This window comes from Rheinheimera pacifica, from assembly GCF_024809855.1.
In the GTDB taxonomy this organism is placed as follows: Bacteria; Pseudomonadota; Gammaproteobacteria; order Enterobacterales; family Alteromonadaceae; genus Alishewanella; species Alishewanella pacifica_A.
This window is the reverse complement of record NZ_JANUEM010000005.1, coordinates 73,014-92,487: the sequence shown is the minus strand read 5'-3', so window position 1 is coordinate 92,487 and position 19,474 is coordinate 73,014. Positions and strand designations below refer to the sequence as shown.

Below are 19,474 nucleotides of genomic sequence, written 5' to 3'. Positions count from 1 at the left end.
TTCCTTAACATAATGTGTCTTTAAATAAATGCTGGCAGCGCTCAAGCTCGGCTTTAGTAATAGCAAAAACACCTAAGCCGCCATGCTCAAACTCCAGCCAGTCAAATGCCACTTCGGGGTAATCCTGCTGCAATTGCACCATGCTGTTGCCTACTTCACATACCAGCACACCGCCGTCAGTTAAATGCGCAGCCGCTTCACGTAAAATACGCCGCGTCAGTGCCAGGCCATCTTCACCTGAGGCTAAACCCAACTCCGGCTCGTGGCGGTATTCGTCTGGTAAATCGGCCATATCGTCGGCATCGACATACGGTGGGTTGGTTACAATTAAATCATACTGCGCGCCGGCCAAAGCAGCATAGCCATCGGATAAGATCGGATATACTCTGTGTTCCAGACCGTGGCTTTCAATATTTAGCTGCGCCACTTCTAAGGCATCTTCACTTATATCCACCGCATCAACTTCTGCCCCGGCAAAAGCATAAGCACAGGCAATAGCAATACAGCCCGAGCCGGTGCATAAATCCAGGATATGTTTTGGTGTTTTACCGCCAAGCTGGCGGATAAACTTAGCGCCAATTAATTCAGCAATGGGCGAGCGCGGTACCAGCACACGTTCATCGACATAAAACGGTAAACCGGCAAAATAAGCCTGATGGGTTAAATAAGCCACGGGCAGGCGCTGTTCAATACGCTGTTTTAGCAGGCTGATAAAACTCTGGCGCTCCACGCGGGTAAGGCGCACCGGAAACAGCTTTTCATCTGTCATTGGCGGCAAAAACAGCACATGCGTTAATAGCGCGGCGGCTTCATCCCAGGGGTTATCGGTGCCATGGCCCAGATAAACCTGCGCCTGGTTTAATTTGCTGACAGCAAAGCGCAGCCAGTCGTGCACGCTAACCAGTTCAGCAACAGCATCGCTGATCAGCTCAGGGGTAAACAGAATTTCGCCAGTATCGGACATGATGGATTTAAGCTCTTTTTGTAAAAACCGGTCAGTTTGAGTAGACTTGCGCGATGCAAAAGAAAGCTATTGTAACATCAACCGGCATTAGTGCCGAGGACAGCCAGCTGTTTCGCGAGTCGATAACAGGCGCACGGCCTATTGCGCAGGACAAGATACCGCCAGTTGTCGCCCCCCGCAAGAAAAAAAGACGTACAGACGTCTTAAGCAAACAGCTTGATGAAAATTTGTTCTGGTTCTCAGATGAATTTGAAGGTTATGTTGCCGACGGTGCCAACCTGAGCTGGATCCAAAGCGGCGATGATCCGCATTTAGCCGGGCGTTTGCGCCGTGGTGAATTTCAGCCCCAGGTGGTGCTGGATTTACACGGCATGACCACCCAACAGGCAAAAACAGAACTGGCAGGCTTGCTGGCGTACTGCGAAAAACAGCAATTTAACTGTGCCTGCGTAGTACATGGCAAGGGTTTGGGTATTTTAGCGAAAAAAGTACCTAACTGGCTGATACAGCACCCTAACGTACGCGCTTTTCATACCGCACCGAAAAGCTGGGGCAAACATGGCGCACTGCTACTGTTACTGAAAATAGCCAGCTAAATTCAGAAACTCAGCAGCGCCAGCTCTTGTGGTGCTAACCGCTCTAACAAACGCCCGCCCCGCCCCGGCTGGTAATCAATACAAGCAAGCTGCGCCGGGCTGAATATTGGTGCCTGATCCGGCACAGTAAATGCCTCTACCAAAAAGCTGACCAAAGGCATATGTGATACCAGCAGCACACGGGCATCCGGCTTTTCACTGATACGGGCGTCAAAATAGGCTTTAAATAAGGCCGCATCGCCGTCCGGCACCAGTTGCGGCACTATTTCCAGTTGGCTAAACGGCGCCTGCTTGGCTAACATTAGCTCTGCAGTTTGACGGGTTCGTAAATAGGGGCTTGCCCAAACCCAGTCAAAGGCGGCATAGTGGTGCTGTAACCATAATGCCATCTGGCTAACCTCATGCTGACCTCTGGCGTTTAGCTGCCGCTGGCTATCTTCCGATGATAGCGGTTCAGCTTCACCATGACGCATGATAACGAGATTTACCATTGCTTAAGTACCATACTGCTGTTTGAGTCCTGTTAAATCCCGGCAGATAACAATACGCCGGGTAAAAATTGTGCGCTATGATAATGAAAGTTGTCGTCCAGAGTAACTGCTAATAACGCATAAGATCTAAGCTGTTTATTACTTATCGCTATGATAAAGCCGTTCAGAGCCACACCAGTGCCGCCAAAAAAAGGATAACTTTTGAAAAATAGTCAGATATTGCAAAGCCCTAACGACAGCCGCAGCTATGAGAACCTGCAACTGAGTAATGGCTTAACAGTATTATTGGTACATCAGGCTGACAGTGAAAAAAGTGCGGCTGCGCTTACGGTAAATGTTGGCCACTTTGATGATCCACTACCACGCGAAGGGCTGGCGCACTTTCTGGAGCATATGTTGTTTCTTGGCTCTGCACGTTACCCTGTTGCCGGCGACTACCAGCATTTTATCAGCCATCATGGTGGCAGCCACAACGCCTGGACAGGCACTGAACACAGCAGTTTTTTCTTCGACATTGATACCGCATTTTTTGCCGAAGGGCTGGATCGCTTCGCCGATATGTTCTGCCAGCCACTGTTTAGCAATGAATATGTCGAAAAAGAGCGCCATGCTATTGAAGCCGAGTTTTCGCTGAAGTTAAAAGACGATGGCCGGCGCATTTATCAGGTACACAAAGAAACCATTAATCAGGCACATCCGTTTGCTAAATTTTCTGTCGGTAATCTGAGCACCCTGGCCGACACCGACGAGAGCAGCCTGCAACAGGCACTGCAGGATTTTTTCACCGCACAATACAGTGCCAGCCGCATGACACTTACGCTGGTATCACCGTTAACTTTAGCAGAGCAAAAACAGCTGGTATTGCAGCATTTCAGCGCGCTACCCGCCCATTTGCCAAAAAAAACGGCCCTGACTGTGCCACTGTATTTAGCCGAGCATCAGGCTATACAACTTAATATTCAGCCGCACCGCGACACACAAAAATTAGTGGCAAGTTTTGCCATGCCGGATATTCAGCACTGGTATAAACATAAAATTATCAGCTTTATTGCACATTTACTGGGTGACGAAGGCCAGGGCTCATTACTCAGTTACCTCAAGCAACTGGGCCTGGTTAACCAGCTAAGCGCTGGCGGTGGCATAGATGGCAGTAACTACAAAGATTTTACCATCGCCTTTGAGCTTACTGATGCCGGCCTTAACGGCCGTGACACTATTTTACAGGCGCTGTTCAGCGCCCTGGCAGAGCTGAAGCGCCAGCCTTTACCTACTGGTTTATTTGCCGAGCGGCAAAAATTGCTGCACTGGAGTTATTTATATCAGGAGCCCTCTACGGCGCAGCAAACCGCTAATCATTTATCGGTCAGTATGCAGCACTACCCGATGGAAGATGTCATATTTGGTGATTACCGCATGGAGCTGCCAACCGATACGTTGTATCAGCAGGTATTGGGCTATTTTAACAGCAACAATATGCGGCTAATGTTTATTGCGCCGGGTGTGCCTACCACCCATGAAGCACGCTGGTACCAAACACCTTACAGTGTAGAGCCGCTAAGTACAGCCTTACTACAGAAGCTGGATAACTGCCAGCCTGACAGCGCCATTACCCTGCCTGAGACCAACCCTTATTTAGCCGGCGATATCAGCCTGCTTGAGCAAAGTGCACATATGGCACTGCCCGAAACGATATACCAGCAACAGGCACTGAGTGTCTGGTATAAAGCCGATACCGATTTTCACACTCCCAAAGGCCACATTTTTGTTCAGCTTAGCCTGCCCCACAGTATTGACAACTGTATGCATATGGCCGCAACCCGGCTCTGGGTTGAATTGTTTCTGGATAATATTAACCAGCAGTTTTATGCCGCCACTACCATCGGCCTGGTATACCATCTGCACGTACAACGTCAGGGGATCAGTATTCATACCAGCGGCCTGGCTACCAACCAGATTTTGCTGTTGCAAGAACTGTTAAAACAAATGCCAGCGCAGCAATTTGATGAAACCCGCTTTGCCGAGTTAAAACGCCAGTTGGGGCGGCATTGGCGCAACAGCAGCAAAAACAAACCGGTTTCGCGCTTATTCAGCCAGTTATCGGCTATTTTGCAGCCACTAAACCCTGAAATTGAACAACTGGCCGATGCATTAGATGCGCTGAGCTTTAGCGACTTTTTGCAATTTGACCGCAACTTGCTGCAACAGGTGCATATTGAAAGTTTATTGCTGGGCAACTGGTCGGCCAGCCAGGCCACACAACTGACCGACGTATTATACAGCTGGCAAACCCGGCTACCCAGCACCGGAGTTCGGCTAAATAACCCGGCTTTTGCATTGCAAGGTCAGGGGCCGGTGTGGCTGCAACTGGATGTAGAGCACAATGACCATGCTCTGGTGATTTATTTACCGGCGCAGCAGGCTACACCAGAACAAATGTCGCTGTTTATGCTGGCAAACCATTTGTTGTCTCCCGAATATTTCCATCAACTGCGCACAGAGCAGCAATTAGGTTATCTGGTTGGTACCGGTTATGTTCCTATTAACACCTTGCCCGGCATTGCTTTTTATGTGCAATCGCCTAACACCAATTGCGAACAGCTGTACGAAGCAACCATTATGTTTTTCCGCGCTTTTCTGGCCGACACGGAAACGATGTCAGCAAGCGATTTTGCCGAAATAAAACAAGGCTTGCTGGCGCAACTACATGAACGGGACAACAGCCTGGGAGCCAGAGCCAAACGCTACTGGCTGGCGCTTGGCCAGCAAGATCACAGCTTTGCATTAAATAACCAAATTGCCAGCGCACTGAATACGCTGAGCCTTGACGACTTTATTGCCTTTTTACAGCAACTGTTACTGCCCGATTATGACGCCATATTTCTGGCAACCGATGGCAAGCCAACTCACAGCCATTTGCAGTTCATCACAGCTGCCAAGCTGAAACAACGGCTGGCGCAAAAACAAATTGCTTTTGACAGTGCCGGTAAAGTTATATAACGTAAGCGTTCATATTGCTGACTAGCCACCATAAGTGTTAGTAAAACTAAAAAAAATTATAAATATCAGCGCATTGCTTATTTGCTTTTTGCCCTTTAGCCTGCATGCTGCAGGCTGGTCCAGCTTGCAACCCTATGTGCTAAGCGCAGTTTTGCTGTGCTCTTTCGGCGCTTTAATTCTGGCGCATGTCAGCATTTTGAAAATGCGCCGCTATCAGGCAAAACTCGAAAGCAGTGAAGAGCGGCTGCGGTTATCACTGTGGGGTAGCGGCGATGAACTGTGGGACTGGAATATCAGCAGCGGCGAGCTGTATCGCTCCAGTTCCTGGCTGCACCCGGTAGAGTTGCAGCCTAACAGCAGCGATATACCACCGAATAAGCAACAAATTCATCCGCAGGATATTGACCGCGTTTGCCAGCAATTACAGCTGCACCTGGAAGGTAAAACCAGCCATTTTGAAGCTACCTACCGGCTTAAAACTGCCGATCAGCAATGGACCTGGGTACTGGATCGCGGCAAAGCTGTAGAATTTGGCAAAAATGGCAAACCCAGCCGGATGACCGGCACCCTGAAAAATATTCATCAGTTAAAACAAACTGAAGAGCAACTGCAATTATTTGCCCGTTGCCTGCAAACTATTTCTGATGCGGTAGTGATTTGCGATACCGATTTTAACATTATTGAAGTTAACCCGGCCTTTAGCAAAATTACCGGTAAATCACGCGAGCTAATGCTAAACCGCCGCTTTGAACTGACAATGTACCCCAGCCGTTTTATGCATGATATCCGCCATACACTGCACCAACATGGCAGTTGGAGTGGCGAAATCCGTGAGCAGCGCCTTAACTCAGAGGTGTACCAGGCCGAACTGACATTCGATTTAATTAAAGATGATCTGGGTATGGTCAGCCAGTATGTTGCGGTATTCTCAGATATTACTGAACGAAAACTGCGTGAAGCCGAGTTAAGCCGTCTGGCCAATAGTGACACCCTGACAGGCCTGCCAAACCGGGCGGTATTCTTGCAAAAGCTGGCGCAGCTGGTAAGCGAAAAAACCGAGCATGCTTTACTGGTATTTGATTTAGATAATTTTAAAAAAATTAACGACTCTCTCGGCCATGAGCTCGGCGACAACCTGCTGTGTAAACTGGCTGATCGCTTAAGTAACCATAAGCGCTATCAAAACTGCCTGTACCGGCTGGGCGGCGATGAATTTGCCATGCTGCTGGACCACACTAATGATCTGCATTTTATTACCTCACTGGCAAAAGAGCTGCTGGCTCTGATCAACCAGCCGATACTGGTTAATCAGCACGAGCTGGCCATTACCAGCAGTATTGGCATAGTGTTGTTTCCGGATGATGGCAGCGATCCGCAGGCATTACTGCGTAATGCCGATACGGCGATGTACCATGCCAAAAGCCAGGGCGCAAACCGCTACCTGTTTTTTAATGACTCCATGAACAAACTGGCAGTAAAGCGGTTGCAGGTAGAAAACCTTATTCGCCATGGCCTGAAAGAAAGCTACTTCAGTGTTTATTATCAGCCCAAAATGGATATCGCTACCGGACAGCTAACTGGTATGGAGGCACTAGTACGTTTTATTACCCCTAAGGGTGGTTTAATAAGCCCTGCCAGCTTTATTCCGGTAGCGGAAGAAACCGGCCAGATTATAGAAATTGGTGAAGTCGTATTACGCCAAGCCTGTAAAGATGTAAAACGCTGGATTGATCAGGATTTATTTCAGGGCCGGGTTGCAGTTAACTTATCTTCACGTCAGTTCAGCCTGCCATTTTTGTGTGAGCAGATAGACGATATCCTGCAGGAAACCGAACTGCCCTCTTATCACCTGGAACTGGAAATTACCGAAGGCACGGTAATGCAGTCGCCACCGCAGGCGATCGACACCATGAAAAAGCTGCGCGCCCGTGGTATTCATCTGGCAATGGATGACTTTGGCACCGGCTATTCGTCATTGGCGTACTTAAAGCAATTTCCACTTAATACGCTTAAAATAGATAAAGCCTTTGTTGATGATATGAACACCGCCCGTGGCCGCAATATGGTCGACACCATAGTAACCATTGCGCACAACCTTAGCCTGACGGTAGTAGCCGAAGGTGTTGAACAGGCAGAACAACTTGAGATGTTGCGTAAACTACGCTGCGAAGTGATCCAGGGCTACTACTACAGCAAGCCGTTATCTGCTGATGACTTTGCTGAATTTCTGCGCCAGCACAAAATACAGCACAATAAACCGGTTGCTGTACCCGCACTTAGCTAAGCTTATGCTCAAACCGCAGCTACAAAAAAGCCCCGGTCACGGGGCTTTAAGTTAGTCTGAGTCGGTCTCGACATAAGAAAAGTCGTCACTGCCATCGGCAATACGCTTTTTACCAAACACAGTATGAAACTTACGCTTTTCTGCCAGGCGCTGTTTGTATTTCAGCCAGGTTTTCTCAAACGCTGTGGTGGCGGGCTCTTCCCCTTTACACACCAATAGAAAGCGTTTTTCCTCATCATTCACCGGTGCGCGGTTTCCCTGCTCCAGTTCCTGCATTGCCACCCCATGTTTCTCCAGCATATTACCTTCTGCCAGAGTAAAGCGCCCGGACCGCGTAAATCCTCTTGGGAAATTACGGTCATCGAAAAAGCGACGGTTAGCGACAAAACTTTGCTGCATCACTTTTTTCCTCTAATCTCGTTGAATATCAAGCCAGCCTGTTTAAACTGTGCGGAGTATGGTTAACAAAATTCCTGTCGTAAAACAAATATTTTTTATCGACACCATAAAAAAACTAAAGGATTCAATTTGGATACCGAACTGCTTAAAACCTTTATAGAAGTTCAGCGTACAAGGCATTTTGGTAAAGCCGCCGAAAATCTCTACCTGACCCAGTCTGCCGTTAGCTTTCGCATCCGTCAGTTGGAACAACAACTTGGCGTTAACCTGTTTAGCCGCTACCGTAATAATATTCAGCTTACCACCGCCGGAGAGCGCCTTTTACCGCACGCTGAGGCCATGCTAACAGCATTGCAGCGCGCCAGGCAGGACGTAGCGGTAAGCGCAGAACAGGCATTGCAACTGTCTGTCGCAGCTACCGCTAATGTATGGGATGCGTTTTTATTACAGGGTTTTATTAATATCCAAAAAGCATTGCCGGATTTATCCTGGCGGGCAGAATCGATGGGTAAAGATCAGATTGCCCGGCAGGTGCTGGAGCGCCATCTCGATCTGGCTATTTTATTTGATGCGCCCAAAGTAGAAGAAATGCAGATAGATAAACTCGGAGATATAAAGCTCTTGCCCATTACCACTTTTGCCTGCAATAACGCCGCAGAGGCCATGCTACAGCAATATATTCTGGTAGACTGGGGTACTGCTTTTGAAATCCAGCATGCACGTTTCTTCCCTACTTTACCGCCACCACAGTTACGTACCGGTAGTGCCCGTATTGCACTGGAGCTAATGCAGCAAAGCGGCGGGTCGGCCTATTTGCCTGACACTATGGTAAGAAAATTGCTGGCAGATACCAGCTTACGTTTGATTGAAGATGCGCCGGTAATGACACGGGAATTATTTGCGGTATCCTTACCCAAAGCTGCTCAGCGCGCCCAGATCAGTGATATTATTGCACAGTTGCGTACCTCTTTACACAGCACAGCTAAATAGCCGCTGTAAATGTTCAGGGCCGGAATAACACCGTATTGCGGCCACGCGCTTTGTGAAGCAACAGGCGTTTATGGCTGCTAAACAGGGGTAACAACAGGGGGCCGGTAAATAAAGCCGCCAGTGCCCATTTAAACGCCTTCATGCCACTGCGCAGCGCCGCAATATAAATACCAATGGCGCTAAGTAACCATACTACAGGTAACACTAACACGTAGATCCCCTAAAAATAGCAACAGGCCGGTTATTATACCGGCCTGTTGCTATTGTTGCTGTTAAGCTTTAGTTATAAAAGCGCTGTTGCTGCTCGGCCATCGTTACCAATAATGGCGCCGGTGAAAAACGACTGCCAAACCGGCTTTCCAGATTACGCAGCTGTGCAACCAGGTTAGCGGCACCTAACTGATCGATATAACGGAATGGCCCACCGAGAAATGGCGGGAAGCCAATACCAAAAATAGCGCCGATGTCACCGTCCCGAGCACTGGCGATAATGCCCTCATCAAGGCAACGCACAGCCTCATTGAGCATTTGCACCACGCAGCGACTGCTGATTTCGTCACGGTTAAGCCTCGGTGCCGGAGTCACACCCAGCACGCTGTACACGCTTTCATCCACCAGCTTTTTGCCTTTTTTGCTGTTTTTGCCATACAGGTAAAAGCCTTTTTCAGTTTTCTTACCTTTGCGGCCATCAGCCAGCAGCTTGTCAAAGGCGGCTGGTGCAGCAAAGCGCTCACCGAGTTCAGTAGTTAAAATGGGCGAAATTTTGGCGCCAACGTCAATGCCTACCTCATCAAGCAAGGTTACCGGCCCTACCGGGAAGCCAAATTTGACCAGAGCTTTATCTATTTTCTCTACCGGCTCACCTTCAAGCAGGATATTGGCAGCTTCGTTCATATACAGCGCCAGAATACGGTTAACGTAAAAACCTGCGCCATCTTTTACCACTATTGGCGTTTTACCTTGCTTACGGGCAAAGGCGACTGTAGTAGCGATGGTTTGCGCCGAAGTCGCCTCGTGCGCTATTACCTCTACCAAAGGCATTTTATCTACCGGTGAAAAATAGTGCAGGCCAATCACATTTTCTGGCCGGGCGGCTTTGGCCGCAATCTTTCCTATTGGCAATGAGCTGGTATTGCTGGCAAAAATGGTTTGTTCACGGCAATGCTGCTCAATATCGGCAACCATTTGCTGCTTTAAGGCTAAATCTTCAAATACCGCCTCTACCACGATGTCGGCATCATGAAAACCGCTGTAATCTGTGGTACCGGTAATTAACAGCAGCTGCTTCTGCATTTCAGCTTTGCTAATAAAACGGCGCTTGAGTTTTTTCTCCAGCAACGAGTAGCTGTATTTCAGCGCATTGCTGATCCCCTGCTCGTTAATGTCTTTAATGCGCACCGGTACACCGGCTTTAGTGGCAGTAACATTGGCAATACCACCGCCCATTAAACCGCCGCCCAGTACTGCAGCTTTACGCACTTTATTAGGCTTAGTGTCACCGGCGCCGCTTTCTTTTTTCATCTGAGTGGTGGCAAAAAACAAGCTACGCAGTGCAGCCGATTCTTTGGTCATGCAAAGCTCACCAAAAGCTTTGGCCTCTGCGGCTAAGCCGGCTTGCATACCGCTGTCGACACCGGTTTTTATCACATCAAGAATTTTCAGCGGTGCCGGATAATTACCCTGGGTTTTGTTCAGGGTTTGCTTGCGTGCCTGGTTAAATAAAATATTGCGGCCAAACTGGGTGCGCTCCAGCACTTTACCAAGCAGATTTAATTTCGGCTGTCCGCGCAGTGGTTTACCTTTTAGTGCACGCTTAACAGCAGCGTCAAGTAAAATACTGTTTGCCACCACTTCGTCCACCAGCCCGGCTTTTTTGGCCTGTACTGCACGCAGTTGCTTGCCGGTTAAGATCATATCCAGTGCTTTTTGCAGGCCAACCAGGCGTGGCAGGCGCTGTGTACCGCCGCTGCCGGGTAATAAGCCCAGTTGTACTTCAGGCAACCCCAGCACCGTTTTACTGTCATTGCTGGCAACTCTGGCATGACATGCCATGGCCAGCTCTAAACCACCACCCAGACAAGGGCCATGAATCGCCGCCACTAACGGGATAGATAATTGCTCAAGCTGATCAAACATTTGCTGGCCCATACGGCCAATAGCCTGTGCTTCTTCGGCAGTTTTACAGCCGTCCAGCATTGAAATATCGGCCCCGGCAATAAAAGAGTCAGGCTTGCCGCTGATAAACACCAGGCCTTTTAACTGGCTGTTGGCTTTTATCTGTGCCAGCAGCGCAGATATTTCATCAGCAAACGCAGCTTTTAATACGTTCATTGACTCACCGGCGATATCCATTGTGATAACGCCAACCTGATCGTCGCGAATTTGCAGGCTAAAACCCGTTGTTGTTGTCATTATTCTGTCTCCACTATCATCGCCGCGCCCAAGCCACCTGCTGCACAGGCTGTTGTTAAGCCAATACCGCCACCACGGCGTTTTAATTCATTCAGAGTTTGCACGATTAAACGGGTACCGGTTGCAGCAAACGGGTGACCATAAGCCAGCGAGCCGCCCTGAACGTTAAATTTGCTCATATCAATGTCACCGATAGCAGCTGAGCGCCCCAGCTTTTCTTCGGCAAATTTTTTACTGGCAAACATTTTCACGTTAGCCAGAGTTTGCGCTGCAAAAGCTTCGTGCATTTCAATCAGCGTTAAGTCATTTAAAGACATACCGGCGCGGTCCAGCGCAATAGGCGTGGCATAGGATGGCCCCATCAGCATGTCGTCATACACGTCAATAGCAGCAAAAGCATAACTGCGGATATAGCCCAGCGGCGTATACCCCAGCGCCTTAGCGCGGCTTTCTGTCATCATTAACACCGCAGATGCACCGTCGGTCAGCGGTGTGCTGGTGGCAGCCGTTACGGTGCCGTGTACACGGTCAAATACCGGTTTTAATTTGCTGTAAGATTCCAGCTTAGAATCCTGGCGGATATTGTTATCGATATCTAAAAAGCGTGAATAGGGCTCAACGTGTGCTGTCATTACTTCATCTTTCATCACACCGCTTTGCCAGGCCTGGGTGGCTAAACTGTGCGAGCGGTGCGCCAGCGCATCCTGATCGGCCCGGCTGATATTATGGGTTTTTGCCATTTGTTCAGCAGTATCACCCATTGATAAGCCCGTACTGTACTCAGCCACCGCCGGCGGCACTGGCAGTAAATCTTTTAAACCTAAACGGCGGAAAATAGCCAGTTTCTGGCCGAAAGTACGTGCTTTGTTTAAATCTACCAGCGCCCGGGCAAGCTTTTTACTGACACCAATTGGCAAGACTGAGCTGGAATCGGCTCCGCCCGCTAAACCTATTTGGGTAATACCGGCCATCATCGACTCAGCCACACTGACAACAGACTGAAAACTGGTAGCACAAGCCCGCGTAACGCTGTACGCATCGGTATGCACATTCATACCGGTACCCAATACAATTTCGCGCGCAATATTCGGTGCTTCCGGCATTTGCACCACCTGGCCATACACCACCTGCTCAACCAGTTTTGCCTCCAACTCGCTTCTGATCAGCAGCTCGTTTACCACCAGTTTGCCCAAATCCAGCGCTGAAATACCATGAAATTCAGTAGCCTGTTTGGCAAATGGGGTACGCAGCCCCCGGACAATAGCGATCCTGTCGCCCTGGCGGGTGGTAAGTTTAATTGGCGAGCTCATAGTGTTCCTCTTGTTATCAATATTACAGGTCTGACCTGTATTGTTAAGATCGATTGTAACGACAGTCGCTGAAAATTAAAACACTTGTTTTAATGCAAACGGAACCATATTTAGGTTATAACGTCTTAGCCTAGCCCGTTTTTTCGGTCAATGGCGATAAAACAACCAATAAATCCAATTAATTAAGACAGATAACATTATGGTGAATGCGTTTTCAGGCTTAAAAGCCTATCTGGACAGCCAGGTACTGGGTCAATCTGAACTTACTGAAGGTATTTTGCTGGCATTACTGGCAAATGGTCATTTACTGGTAGAAGGCCCGCCGGGGCTGGCCAAAACCCGGGCCGTAAATGCGCTGGCACATGGTGTTGAAGGCCAGTTCCACCGCATTCAGTTTACACCGGATTTATTACCGGCCGATTTAACCGGCACCGACATTTACCGCCCCGAAACCGGCCAGTTTGAATTTCAAAGCGGCCCGCTGTTTCATCATATTATTCTGGCTGACGAAATAAACCGTGCTCCGGCCAAGGTGCAGTCTGCCTTGCTGGAAGCGATGGCAGAAAAACAGGTGACCGTTGGCCGTAAAACTTACCCGTTGCCAGAACTGTTTCTGGTTATGGCGACACAAAACCCGCTGGAGCAGGAAGGCACCTACCCTCTGCCTGAAGCCCAGCTTGACCGCTTTTTGCTGCATTTAAAAGTTGATTACCCGGATGCCGCCACTGAACTGTCGATATTGAAATTAACCCGCGGCGAAGCACTGTCTGGCGCCCAGGCTGCGGTATCCCCCATCAGCCAGGTTGATATCTTCGCTGCACGTAAAGCTATCTTACAACTGCATATGGCAGACAGCCTGGAGCACTATATAGTGCAGCTGATTATGGCTACCCGCAATGCTAAGGCATACAGCGATAAATTGGCCAGTTGGATTGGCTATGGCGCCAGCCCCCGTGCCACTATTGCTGTAGAGCGCTGTGCCCGCGCCAAAGCCTGGCTGGCTGGCCGTGACTTTGTTACGCCCGATGATATTCAGGCGGTATTTCATAACGCCCTGCGCCACCGTTTAATTCTGACCTATGCCGCTGAAGCTGAAGGCATCACCACTGATGATGTACTGAGCGAAATTCTGCGCCTGGTGCCGTCGGCCTGATATGAGCGTTCAGTTGTCTGCCCAGCAATGGCTGGCACAAAACGGCACTAACGGCACCATGCCTGGCCTGGCAGAGCTGCTGTGGTACCAGCGTTACACCAAGGTGCTGAATTTAACCCCCGGTATGGCAATCCAAAGCAAACTGGCGGGGACGTATCTGGCTAAAAGTAAAGGCCGCGGCATGGAGTTTGACGAGGTACGGCATTATCAGAGCGGAGATGATGTACGCACCATCGACTGGCGTGTTACTGCCCGTACCGGCAAAGTACATACTAAGCTGTTTCGCGAAGAAAAAGAGCGGCCGGTGTTTATTCTTACCGATCTTGGCAGTAGCATGCGCTTTGGCTCCAGCTTGCTGTTTAAGTCGGTACAGGCTACGCACTTAGCCGCGCTGATTGCCTGGCACGTTAAACAGCGTGGCGACAAACTCGGTGGCCTGGTATTTAGCCAGCAGCAACACTTTGAACTTAAACCGCAAAGCCGCAGCCATGGTGTATTGCGTTATTTTCATGCGTTAACAGAAGTGCATCAAAGCAGCAGCGGTAACCGTGGCCTGAGTTTAAACGAAGCCCTCAGCCAGTTACGCCGTTTGGTGCGCCCCGGTAGCCTGGTTTATCTGTTGTCTGACTTTAACGATTTTAACGACGATGGCCTGCGCCATATCCGCGCAATTCGTCAGCACAACGAGGTAACCTGCTGCCCGATCAGTGATCCGCTGGATTTAATGTTGCCGGTAAACAGCCATGGCATCGCCGCGGTAAGTGACGGCACTGACACCGGTTATATTGAACTTGGCAGCAGTACACTCAAACAACGTTATGCCAGCCAGCAGCAAGATGCCCGGCAGTTGTTACAGCAGCATATCAGTCAGCTTGGCTGTAAATGGCTGCCGGTTAGCGCTGCCGAGCCGGTACTAAGCCAATTAGAGAGAAAGTGGTATGGCTGATACACACTCGCCGTTAGACCAGCTTGCCGACATCAGTGAACCAGCATTGCAAACAGGCTTTGCGCTGGCGCCACTTTGGTGGTTGCTATTAATCGTGGTGCTTTCTGCTCTGGTGTACTTGCTGCTGCGACTGTATAAACGCTGGCGTTATTTCGCGGCAAAACGCCAGGCTTTACAGCTACTGGAACAGATTTCTATCGAACCCGATGCTGCAGCACAAATTAATCAGCTGCTAAAACGGGTGCTACAGCATTACCAGCCGGCACACCCTGCACTGTCAATGCCGACACAGCAATGGCAAAGCTGGCTGGCACAGCAACACAGCAAGCCGCTACCGGATCTGTCCAGCCTGTTATACCGCTCTGGTAGCGACAGCAACGCCAATGAACAGTTTTATCAGTTTGCCAAAGCCTGGCTTAGCCGCTATAGCGGCAAAGCACAACCCAACGTAACCAACAGCACGGAGGCTGCCAATGCTTGATTTTGGTTACCCCTGGCTGGCGCTACTGGCACTGGTGCCTTTACTACTGCGATTAAAACGCCAGGCAACCTCTGAGGCTGCGTTAACCCTGCCCGCTCTGGCTAAACTGGCTTCATCTGATAAACAAGTTGATCGCAGTTGGCTAAGTTTAAGCTCTGCACTGGCATTGCTGATCTGGCTGTTACTGGTGTTATGCGCCACACAGCCACGCTGGCTGGGCGAGCCGGTATCTTTGCCACAACAGGGGCGGGATTTAATGCTGGCACTGGATTTATCCGGTTCAATGGAAATTGCTGATATGCAGCATCAGGGCCAGAGTATTAACCGGCTTGACGCAGTAAAACTGGTTGTCAGCGACTTTATCAAACGCCGTCAGGGTGACAGAATCGGTTTAATTTTATTTGCTGATGCGGCTTATCAGCAAACACCGCTGACCTTTGATTTAACTACCGTACAAAAAATGCTGGATGACAGTGTACTGCGCCTAGTTGGCACCCGCACGGCTATTGGTGAAGCCATAGGTTTAGCGGTAAAACGGCTGAATACTTATGAAAGCTCAAACAAAGTGCTTATTTTGCTAAGCGACGGTGCCAATACCGCCGGTAATATTCAACCACTTGAAGCGCTGCAACTGGCCAAAGCCGCCGGGGTAAAAATTCATACTGTTGGCGTAGGTGCAGAACAAATGATGCAACAAAGCGTATTTGGCCGGCGCATGATTAACCCGTCCCAGGATCTGGACGAAGCCTTATTAACCCGGCTGGCCAGCGAAACCGGCGGCCGTTACTTCCGGGCCCGTGATTTAAATGAGCTAAACCAGATTTACCAGTTGATAGACCAGTTGGAACCGATTGAACGCGACAGCGTAACCTACCGGCCACAACGCAGCCTGCTGCACTGGCCGCTGGCGCTGGCGCTATTGCTGTCATTTGTGCTGGCAGCTCGTAACATATACTGGCGTGGAGTAATTAAACATGCTGGCTGATTTTCACTTTTTACGCCCTTTATGGTTACTCGCTGGCCTGCCGGTGCTGTTGTTTGGTGTACTGCTGTATTACTACCGCCGTGAACAAAGCCCCTGGCACAGCCTTATTGCTCCGCATTTACAGCACGCATTACTCGGCGGCCAGCTACTGGTAAAAAAACAACCCCTAGCATTACCATTGCTAATGCTGTGCTGGCTTATTACTACAGTGGCACTGGCAGGCCCCAGTTGGCAAAAACTGCCGCAACCGGCATTTGCGCTGAAAAAAGCTACCGTATTGGTACTGGATATGTCGTTGTCGATGCGCGCAACCGATATGGCACCAGACAGGCTGACACAACAACGCTTCGCCGCGCTGGATTTTGCCGGGCAGTTAAAAGAAGGCGAGCTGGCTCTGCTGAGTTTTGCCGGTGATGCCTTTGTTATTTCGCCACTTACGCCGGATCACAATAATATCCGTTTACTGATCCCGGATTTAAAACCCGAAATTATGCCGGCACAGGGCTCTAACTTACTGGCGGCGTTACAGCAGGCAGATAAACTGCTGCGCCAGGCCGGTTATATCAGAGGCGACGTGGTTGTTTTTGCTGATGGCTTTGACAATAACAGTTTAAAAGACATTCAGGATTTTCTGAATAACTGGCCCCACCGGCTGTCAGTGTTAGGTTTTGGTACCGAGGCCGGTGCACCGGTTAAACTGGAAAACGGCGAGCTGCTAAAAACTGCTACCGGTGCCGTAGTTATACCCAAACTGCCGCAAACCCAGTTAGCTGCATTGGCTAAACGTAGCGGCGGCGTTTATGCACAGGCTACTGCCTCTGCTAACGCGCTGGATAGTCTGCTTAACTTACCGCCGCTTTCCGCACTGGACCAGGCTGATGCAGGTAAGCAAATACAGGGCGATCAATGGCAGGACAATGCCATTTATCTGGTCTGGTTATTATTACCGCTGCTACTGCTACAACGTAAATACAGCAGCCTGCTTAGCCTGGGTGTACTAATGCTGTTGCCCTATCAAGCCGATGCCGCAGAATGGCGCGACTTGTGGCAAACCAAACAACAGCAGGCCATACAAGATTATGCCAGTGGTAACTTCACTTCAGCACAAAACAAGTTTAGCGATCCCCTGTGGCAAGGTAATGCTGCCTACCGCAGTGGTGACTACACCGCAGCAGAGCAGGCATTTCGTCAGGCGGCAGAGCAAAACCCGGATAAAGATGCATTACACAACCTGGGTAACAGCCTGGCACAGCAGCAACGTTATGAAGAAGCGTTGGCAGCTTATCAACAAGCTTTAGAATACAGTAAAGACTTTACCCCGGCACAGCAAAATGCCGATTTGATGCAACAGCTGCTACAACAACAGGAACAGGAACAACAACAAAAGCAGGAGCAGCAGGATCAACAGCAACAGGATGGCGAGAAACAACAACAGCAAGACGCTGATGGCGAACCGCAAAGCAATGATAATGCCGATAGCGAAGGCGACACCGACAGTGAGTCACAGCAACAGCAAACCGAGCAACAACAGCAAAATGCTGAACCAGAGCAGCAAGAACAAGCTGAACAGCAACCAATGCAGACAGAAGAAGATGTACAGCCTGATGCAACTGAACAACAGCAAGCCGTGCATGAAACCTGGCCTAATGCTACGCCTGAAGAGCAACAGCAATTGGATAATCTGCTACGCAAAGTGCAGGACGACCCTGCCCTGCTACTACGCAATAAAATGTATTTAGAGTATTTAAAACGCCAACAACAGCGTTTGCCCAAGGGAGTTGATGAACAATGGTAAAAGGTGTTCTGCTGGCGGCCGTGCTGCTGCTGAGTTTACCGTTACAGGCACTGACACAGCTTAGCGCCAGCGTAGATAAAAACCCGGCCTTACGCGGTGAAGCTGTTACGCTTGAAGTTACAGCTAACACCCGGGTTGCAGCCGATGCCATTAATTTCAGAGTACTGGAGCAGGATTTTACGGTAATGGTACCATCGGTCAGTACCAGTACCCAGATCATTAACGGCCAGTCGAGCCAGAGTACCATCTGGAGAGTTGTGCTGTTACCCAAAAAGGCTGGCAACTATACCATACCGGCTTTCACCCTACAGGGCCTTAACACACAACCTATAAGCTTAGAGGTGCTTAACGAAACGGCACAAACTAACAACAATAACAATGCCGAGCTGTTTCTGCAGGCCAATATCGAACAGCAGCAACTGTATGTTCAGCAATTAAGTTATTATCAGGTAACGATTTACTTTAATGGCGAGCTGCAGCGTGGTTCATTATCAGAACCACAGATGGATGGCGCCAGTGCTATGCAGGTTGGCCAGGATGCGGAAAGCACAGAGCTGGTTAACGGCATTCGCTACCGTACTATTACCCGCCGTTACGCCATTACACCGCAGCGCAGCGGCAGCTTTACCATCACTCCGCCAACGTTCAGCGGAGAAATGATTGACCGAGACAGCGCCCGTTACAACTATTTCGCCCGCACCAAAACAGTGGTGCAGCAAGCCGAACCGATAGATGTAGTGGTAAATGCCATTCCGGCTAACTTTCCGGGAAGCTGGCTGGTAGCTGGCCTGGTAACCTTAACAGAAGAGTGGAGCCCGGATATTACCGAGTTAAAACAAGGTGAACCGGTGACCCGGATTATTACGTTATCTGCAGTAGACGTCGCAGAAAACCAATTACCTGATTTAACCCAGGGTTTCCCTGAAGGCCTGCGGCTATACCAGGAGCAGCCACAAGCTAAAAGTGCTGAACGTAATGGCCGCCTGGTAGCACAGAAAATTTTTACCACTGCTGTTATTGCCAATACACCAGGCGAACTGGAACTGCCAGAAGTGTCTTTAGCCTGGTGGAACAGCCAAACCAACAAACTTGAACATGCCCGTCTGCCCGCCCGAACATTAAGTGTTGCAGAGGTTGCCGGCGCAGCAGAGCAAACCAGCACAATATCGCCAGCGCTAAATATTACCGCTCCGTTAACCGCACCAACCGGCAGCAGCGAAGCCTCACCATGGCAATGGAACTATACAAGCAGTGCTTTATTGGCTCTCTGGCTGTTAACCTTGTTTACAAGTTATGTGGTATGGCGCTTAAAAGCCCCCGTTAAGCCAGTCATACCAACACCGAGCCGGGTGCGCTTTAACAGCGCTGAACTTAAACGTGCCTGCAAGCAAGGTGATACTGCAGCTGCTAAAGCAGAACTATTGCGCTTTGCTCATCAGCAACTGGACAAACGTTGTCAGTCACTCACTGAGGTAAGTGCCTATATTCACTCAGCAGAGCTTAAAAACCAGCTTATTAAACTCAATGCAGCGCTGTATGGTAATAGTCATGCCTGGCAAGGCGAGCCACTGTGGCAAGCCTGGCAGCAATATAATGCAAGCAGACCAGAAGCCGGCACTGCAGACAAACTGCAGCCTCTTTATCCGCAATAGCAAGTTACCACTTATTAGC

General features: G+C 49.6%; 16 protein-coding genes. 10 read left to right on the top strand and 6 right to left on the bottom strand.

The genetic code is table 11. The features are described 5' to 3' along the window. Nucleotides 1–4: 4 nt before the first annotated feature. The gene (gene prmB, locus M2404_RS09030; protein WP_259239397.1) at nucleotides 5–964 is read right to left on the bottom strand and encodes a 50S ribosomal protein L3 N(5)-glutamine methyltransferase; all 960 of its coding nucleotides are present in this window, start codon (nucleotides 962–964) and stop codon (nucleotides 5–7) included. Nucleotides 965–1,017: 53 nt separating this feature from the next. Here prmB and smrB point away from each other — a divergent pair, with 53 nt between their 5' ends. Continuing rightward, the gene (gene smrB, locus M2404_RS09025) at nucleotides 1,018–1,560 is read left to right on the top strand and encodes an endonuclease SmrB (RefSeq protein WP_259239396.1); all 543 of its coding nucleotides are present in this window, start codon (nucleotides 1,018–1,020) and stop codon (nucleotides 1,558–1,560) included. A 2-nt stretch (nucleotides 1,561–1,562) separates the two neighbouring features. Here the strand turns inward: smrB and sixA are convergent, their stop codons facing one another. Further along, entirely contained in the window at nucleotides 1,563–2,051 is a 489-nt protein-coding gene (gene sixA, locus M2404_RS09020) for a phosphohistidine phosphatase SixA (RefSeq protein WP_259239395.1), read from the bottom strand. 201 nt (nucleotides 2,052–2,252) lie between these two features. On the opposite strand from sixA, the gene M2404_RS09015 reads away from it, so the two are divergent. Together M2404_RS09015 and M2404_RS09010 are read left to right on the top strand one after the other, a co-directional pair. Next, complete coding sequence (locus M2404_RS09015) at nucleotides 2,253–5,048, top strand: insulinase family protein (RefSeq protein WP_259239394.1); 2,796 nt, start codon at nucleotides 2,253–2,255, stop codon at nucleotides 5,046–5,048. 34 nt (nucleotides 5,049–5,082) lie between these two features. After that, nucleotides 5,083–7,332, top strand: coding sequence for a putative bifunctional diguanylate cyclase/phosphodiesterase (locus tag M2404_RS09010; protein ID WP_259239393.1), 2,250 nt, complete (start codon nucleotides 5,083–5,085; stop codon nucleotides 7,330–7,332). Between the two features lie 51 nt (nucleotides 7,333–7,383). Here the strand turns inward: M2404_RS09010 and M2404_RS09005 are convergent, their stop codons facing one another. Next, nucleotides 7,384–7,731, bottom strand: coding sequence for a MaoP family protein (locus M2404_RS09005; protein ID WP_215398490.1), 348 nt, complete (start codon nucleotides 7,729–7,731; stop codon nucleotides 7,384–7,386). 129 nt (nucleotides 7,732–7,860) lie between these two features. On the opposite strand from M2404_RS09005, the gene hdfR reads away from it, so the two are divergent. After that, nucleotides 7,861–8,721: an HTH-type transcriptional regulator HdfR gene (gene hdfR / locus M2404_RS09000; protein WP_259239392.1), complete on the top strand. Its 861-nt coding sequence runs from the start codon at nucleotides 7,861–7,863 to the stop codon at nucleotides 8,719–8,721. Between the two features lie 13 nt (nucleotides 8,722–8,734). On the opposite strand, the gene M2404_RS08995 is transcribed toward hdfR, so the two are convergent. The 3 genes from M2404_RS08995 to fadI all read right to left on the bottom strand — a co-directional run bounded on the left by M2404_RS08995 (nucleotide 8,735) and on the right by fadI (nucleotide 12,443). Beyond that, nucleotides 8,735–8,932, bottom strand: coding sequence for a hypothetical protein (locus tag M2404_RS08995; protein ID WP_259239391.1), 198 nt, complete (start codon nucleotides 8,930–8,932; stop codon nucleotides 8,735–8,737). Between the two features lie 68 nt (nucleotides 8,933–9,000). Then, nucleotides 9,001–11,133: a fatty acid oxidation complex subunit alpha FadJ gene (gene fadJ / locus M2404_RS08990; protein ID WP_259239390.1), complete on the bottom strand. Its 2,133-nt coding sequence runs from the start codon at nucleotides 11,131–11,133 to the stop codon at nucleotides 9,001–9,003. Then, complete coding sequence (gene fadI / locus M2404_RS08985) at nucleotides 11,133–12,443, bottom strand: acetyl-CoA C-acyltransferase FadI (RefSeq protein WP_259239389.1); 1,311 nt, start codon at nucleotides 12,441–12,443, stop codon at nucleotides 11,133–11,135. Before fadI ends, fadJ begins: the two co-directional genes overlap by 1 nt. Before the next feature lie 199 nt (nucleotides 12,444–12,642). On the opposite strand from fadI, the gene M2404_RS08980 reads away from it, so the two are divergent. Genes M2404_RS08980 through M2404_RS08955 form a run of 6 tightly spaced genes read left to right on the top strand, consistent with a single transcriptional unit; the run spans nucleotide 12,643 to nucleotide 19,455 of the window. Then, the gene (locus M2404_RS08980; RefSeq protein ID WP_259239388.1) at nucleotides 12,643–13,596 is read left to right on the top strand and encodes an AAA family ATPase; all 954 of its coding nucleotides are present in this window, start codon (nucleotides 12,643–12,645) and stop codon (nucleotides 13,594–13,596) included. 1 nt (nucleotide 13,597) lies between these two features. Further along, the gene (locus M2404_RS08975) at nucleotides 13,598–14,542 is read left to right on the top strand and encodes a DUF58 domain-containing protein (protein WP_259239387.1); all 945 of its coding nucleotides are present in this window, start codon (nucleotides 13,598–13,600) and stop codon (nucleotides 14,540–14,542) included. Next, entirely contained in the window at nucleotides 14,535–15,023 is a 489-nt protein-coding gene (locus M2404_RS08970; RefSeq protein ID WP_259239386.1) for a DUF4381 domain-containing protein, read from the top strand. Before M2404_RS08975 ends, M2404_RS08970 begins: the two co-directional genes overlap by 8 nt. Continuing rightward, nucleotides 15,016–16,008, top strand: coding sequence for a vWA domain-containing protein (locus tag M2404_RS08965; protein ID WP_259239385.1), 993 nt, complete (start codon nucleotides 15,016–15,018; stop codon nucleotides 16,006–16,008). The genes M2404_RS08970 and M2404_RS08965 overlap by 8 nt, the downstream gene beginning before the upstream one ends. After that, nucleotides 15,998–17,803, top strand: a complete 1,806-nt coding sequence (locus M2404_RS08960) for a VWA domain-containing protein (RefSeq protein WP_259239384.1) — start codon at nucleotides 15,998–16,000, stop codon at nucleotides 17,801–17,803. The genes M2404_RS08965 and M2404_RS08960 overlap by 11 nt, the downstream gene beginning before the upstream one ends. Next, entirely contained in the window at nucleotides 17,797–19,455 is a 1,659-nt protein-coding gene (locus M2404_RS08955; RefSeq protein ID WP_259239383.1) for a BatD family protein, read from the top strand. Before M2404_RS08960 ends, M2404_RS08955 begins: the two co-directional genes overlap by 7 nt. Nucleotides 19,456–19,474 lie beyond the last annotated feature (19 nt).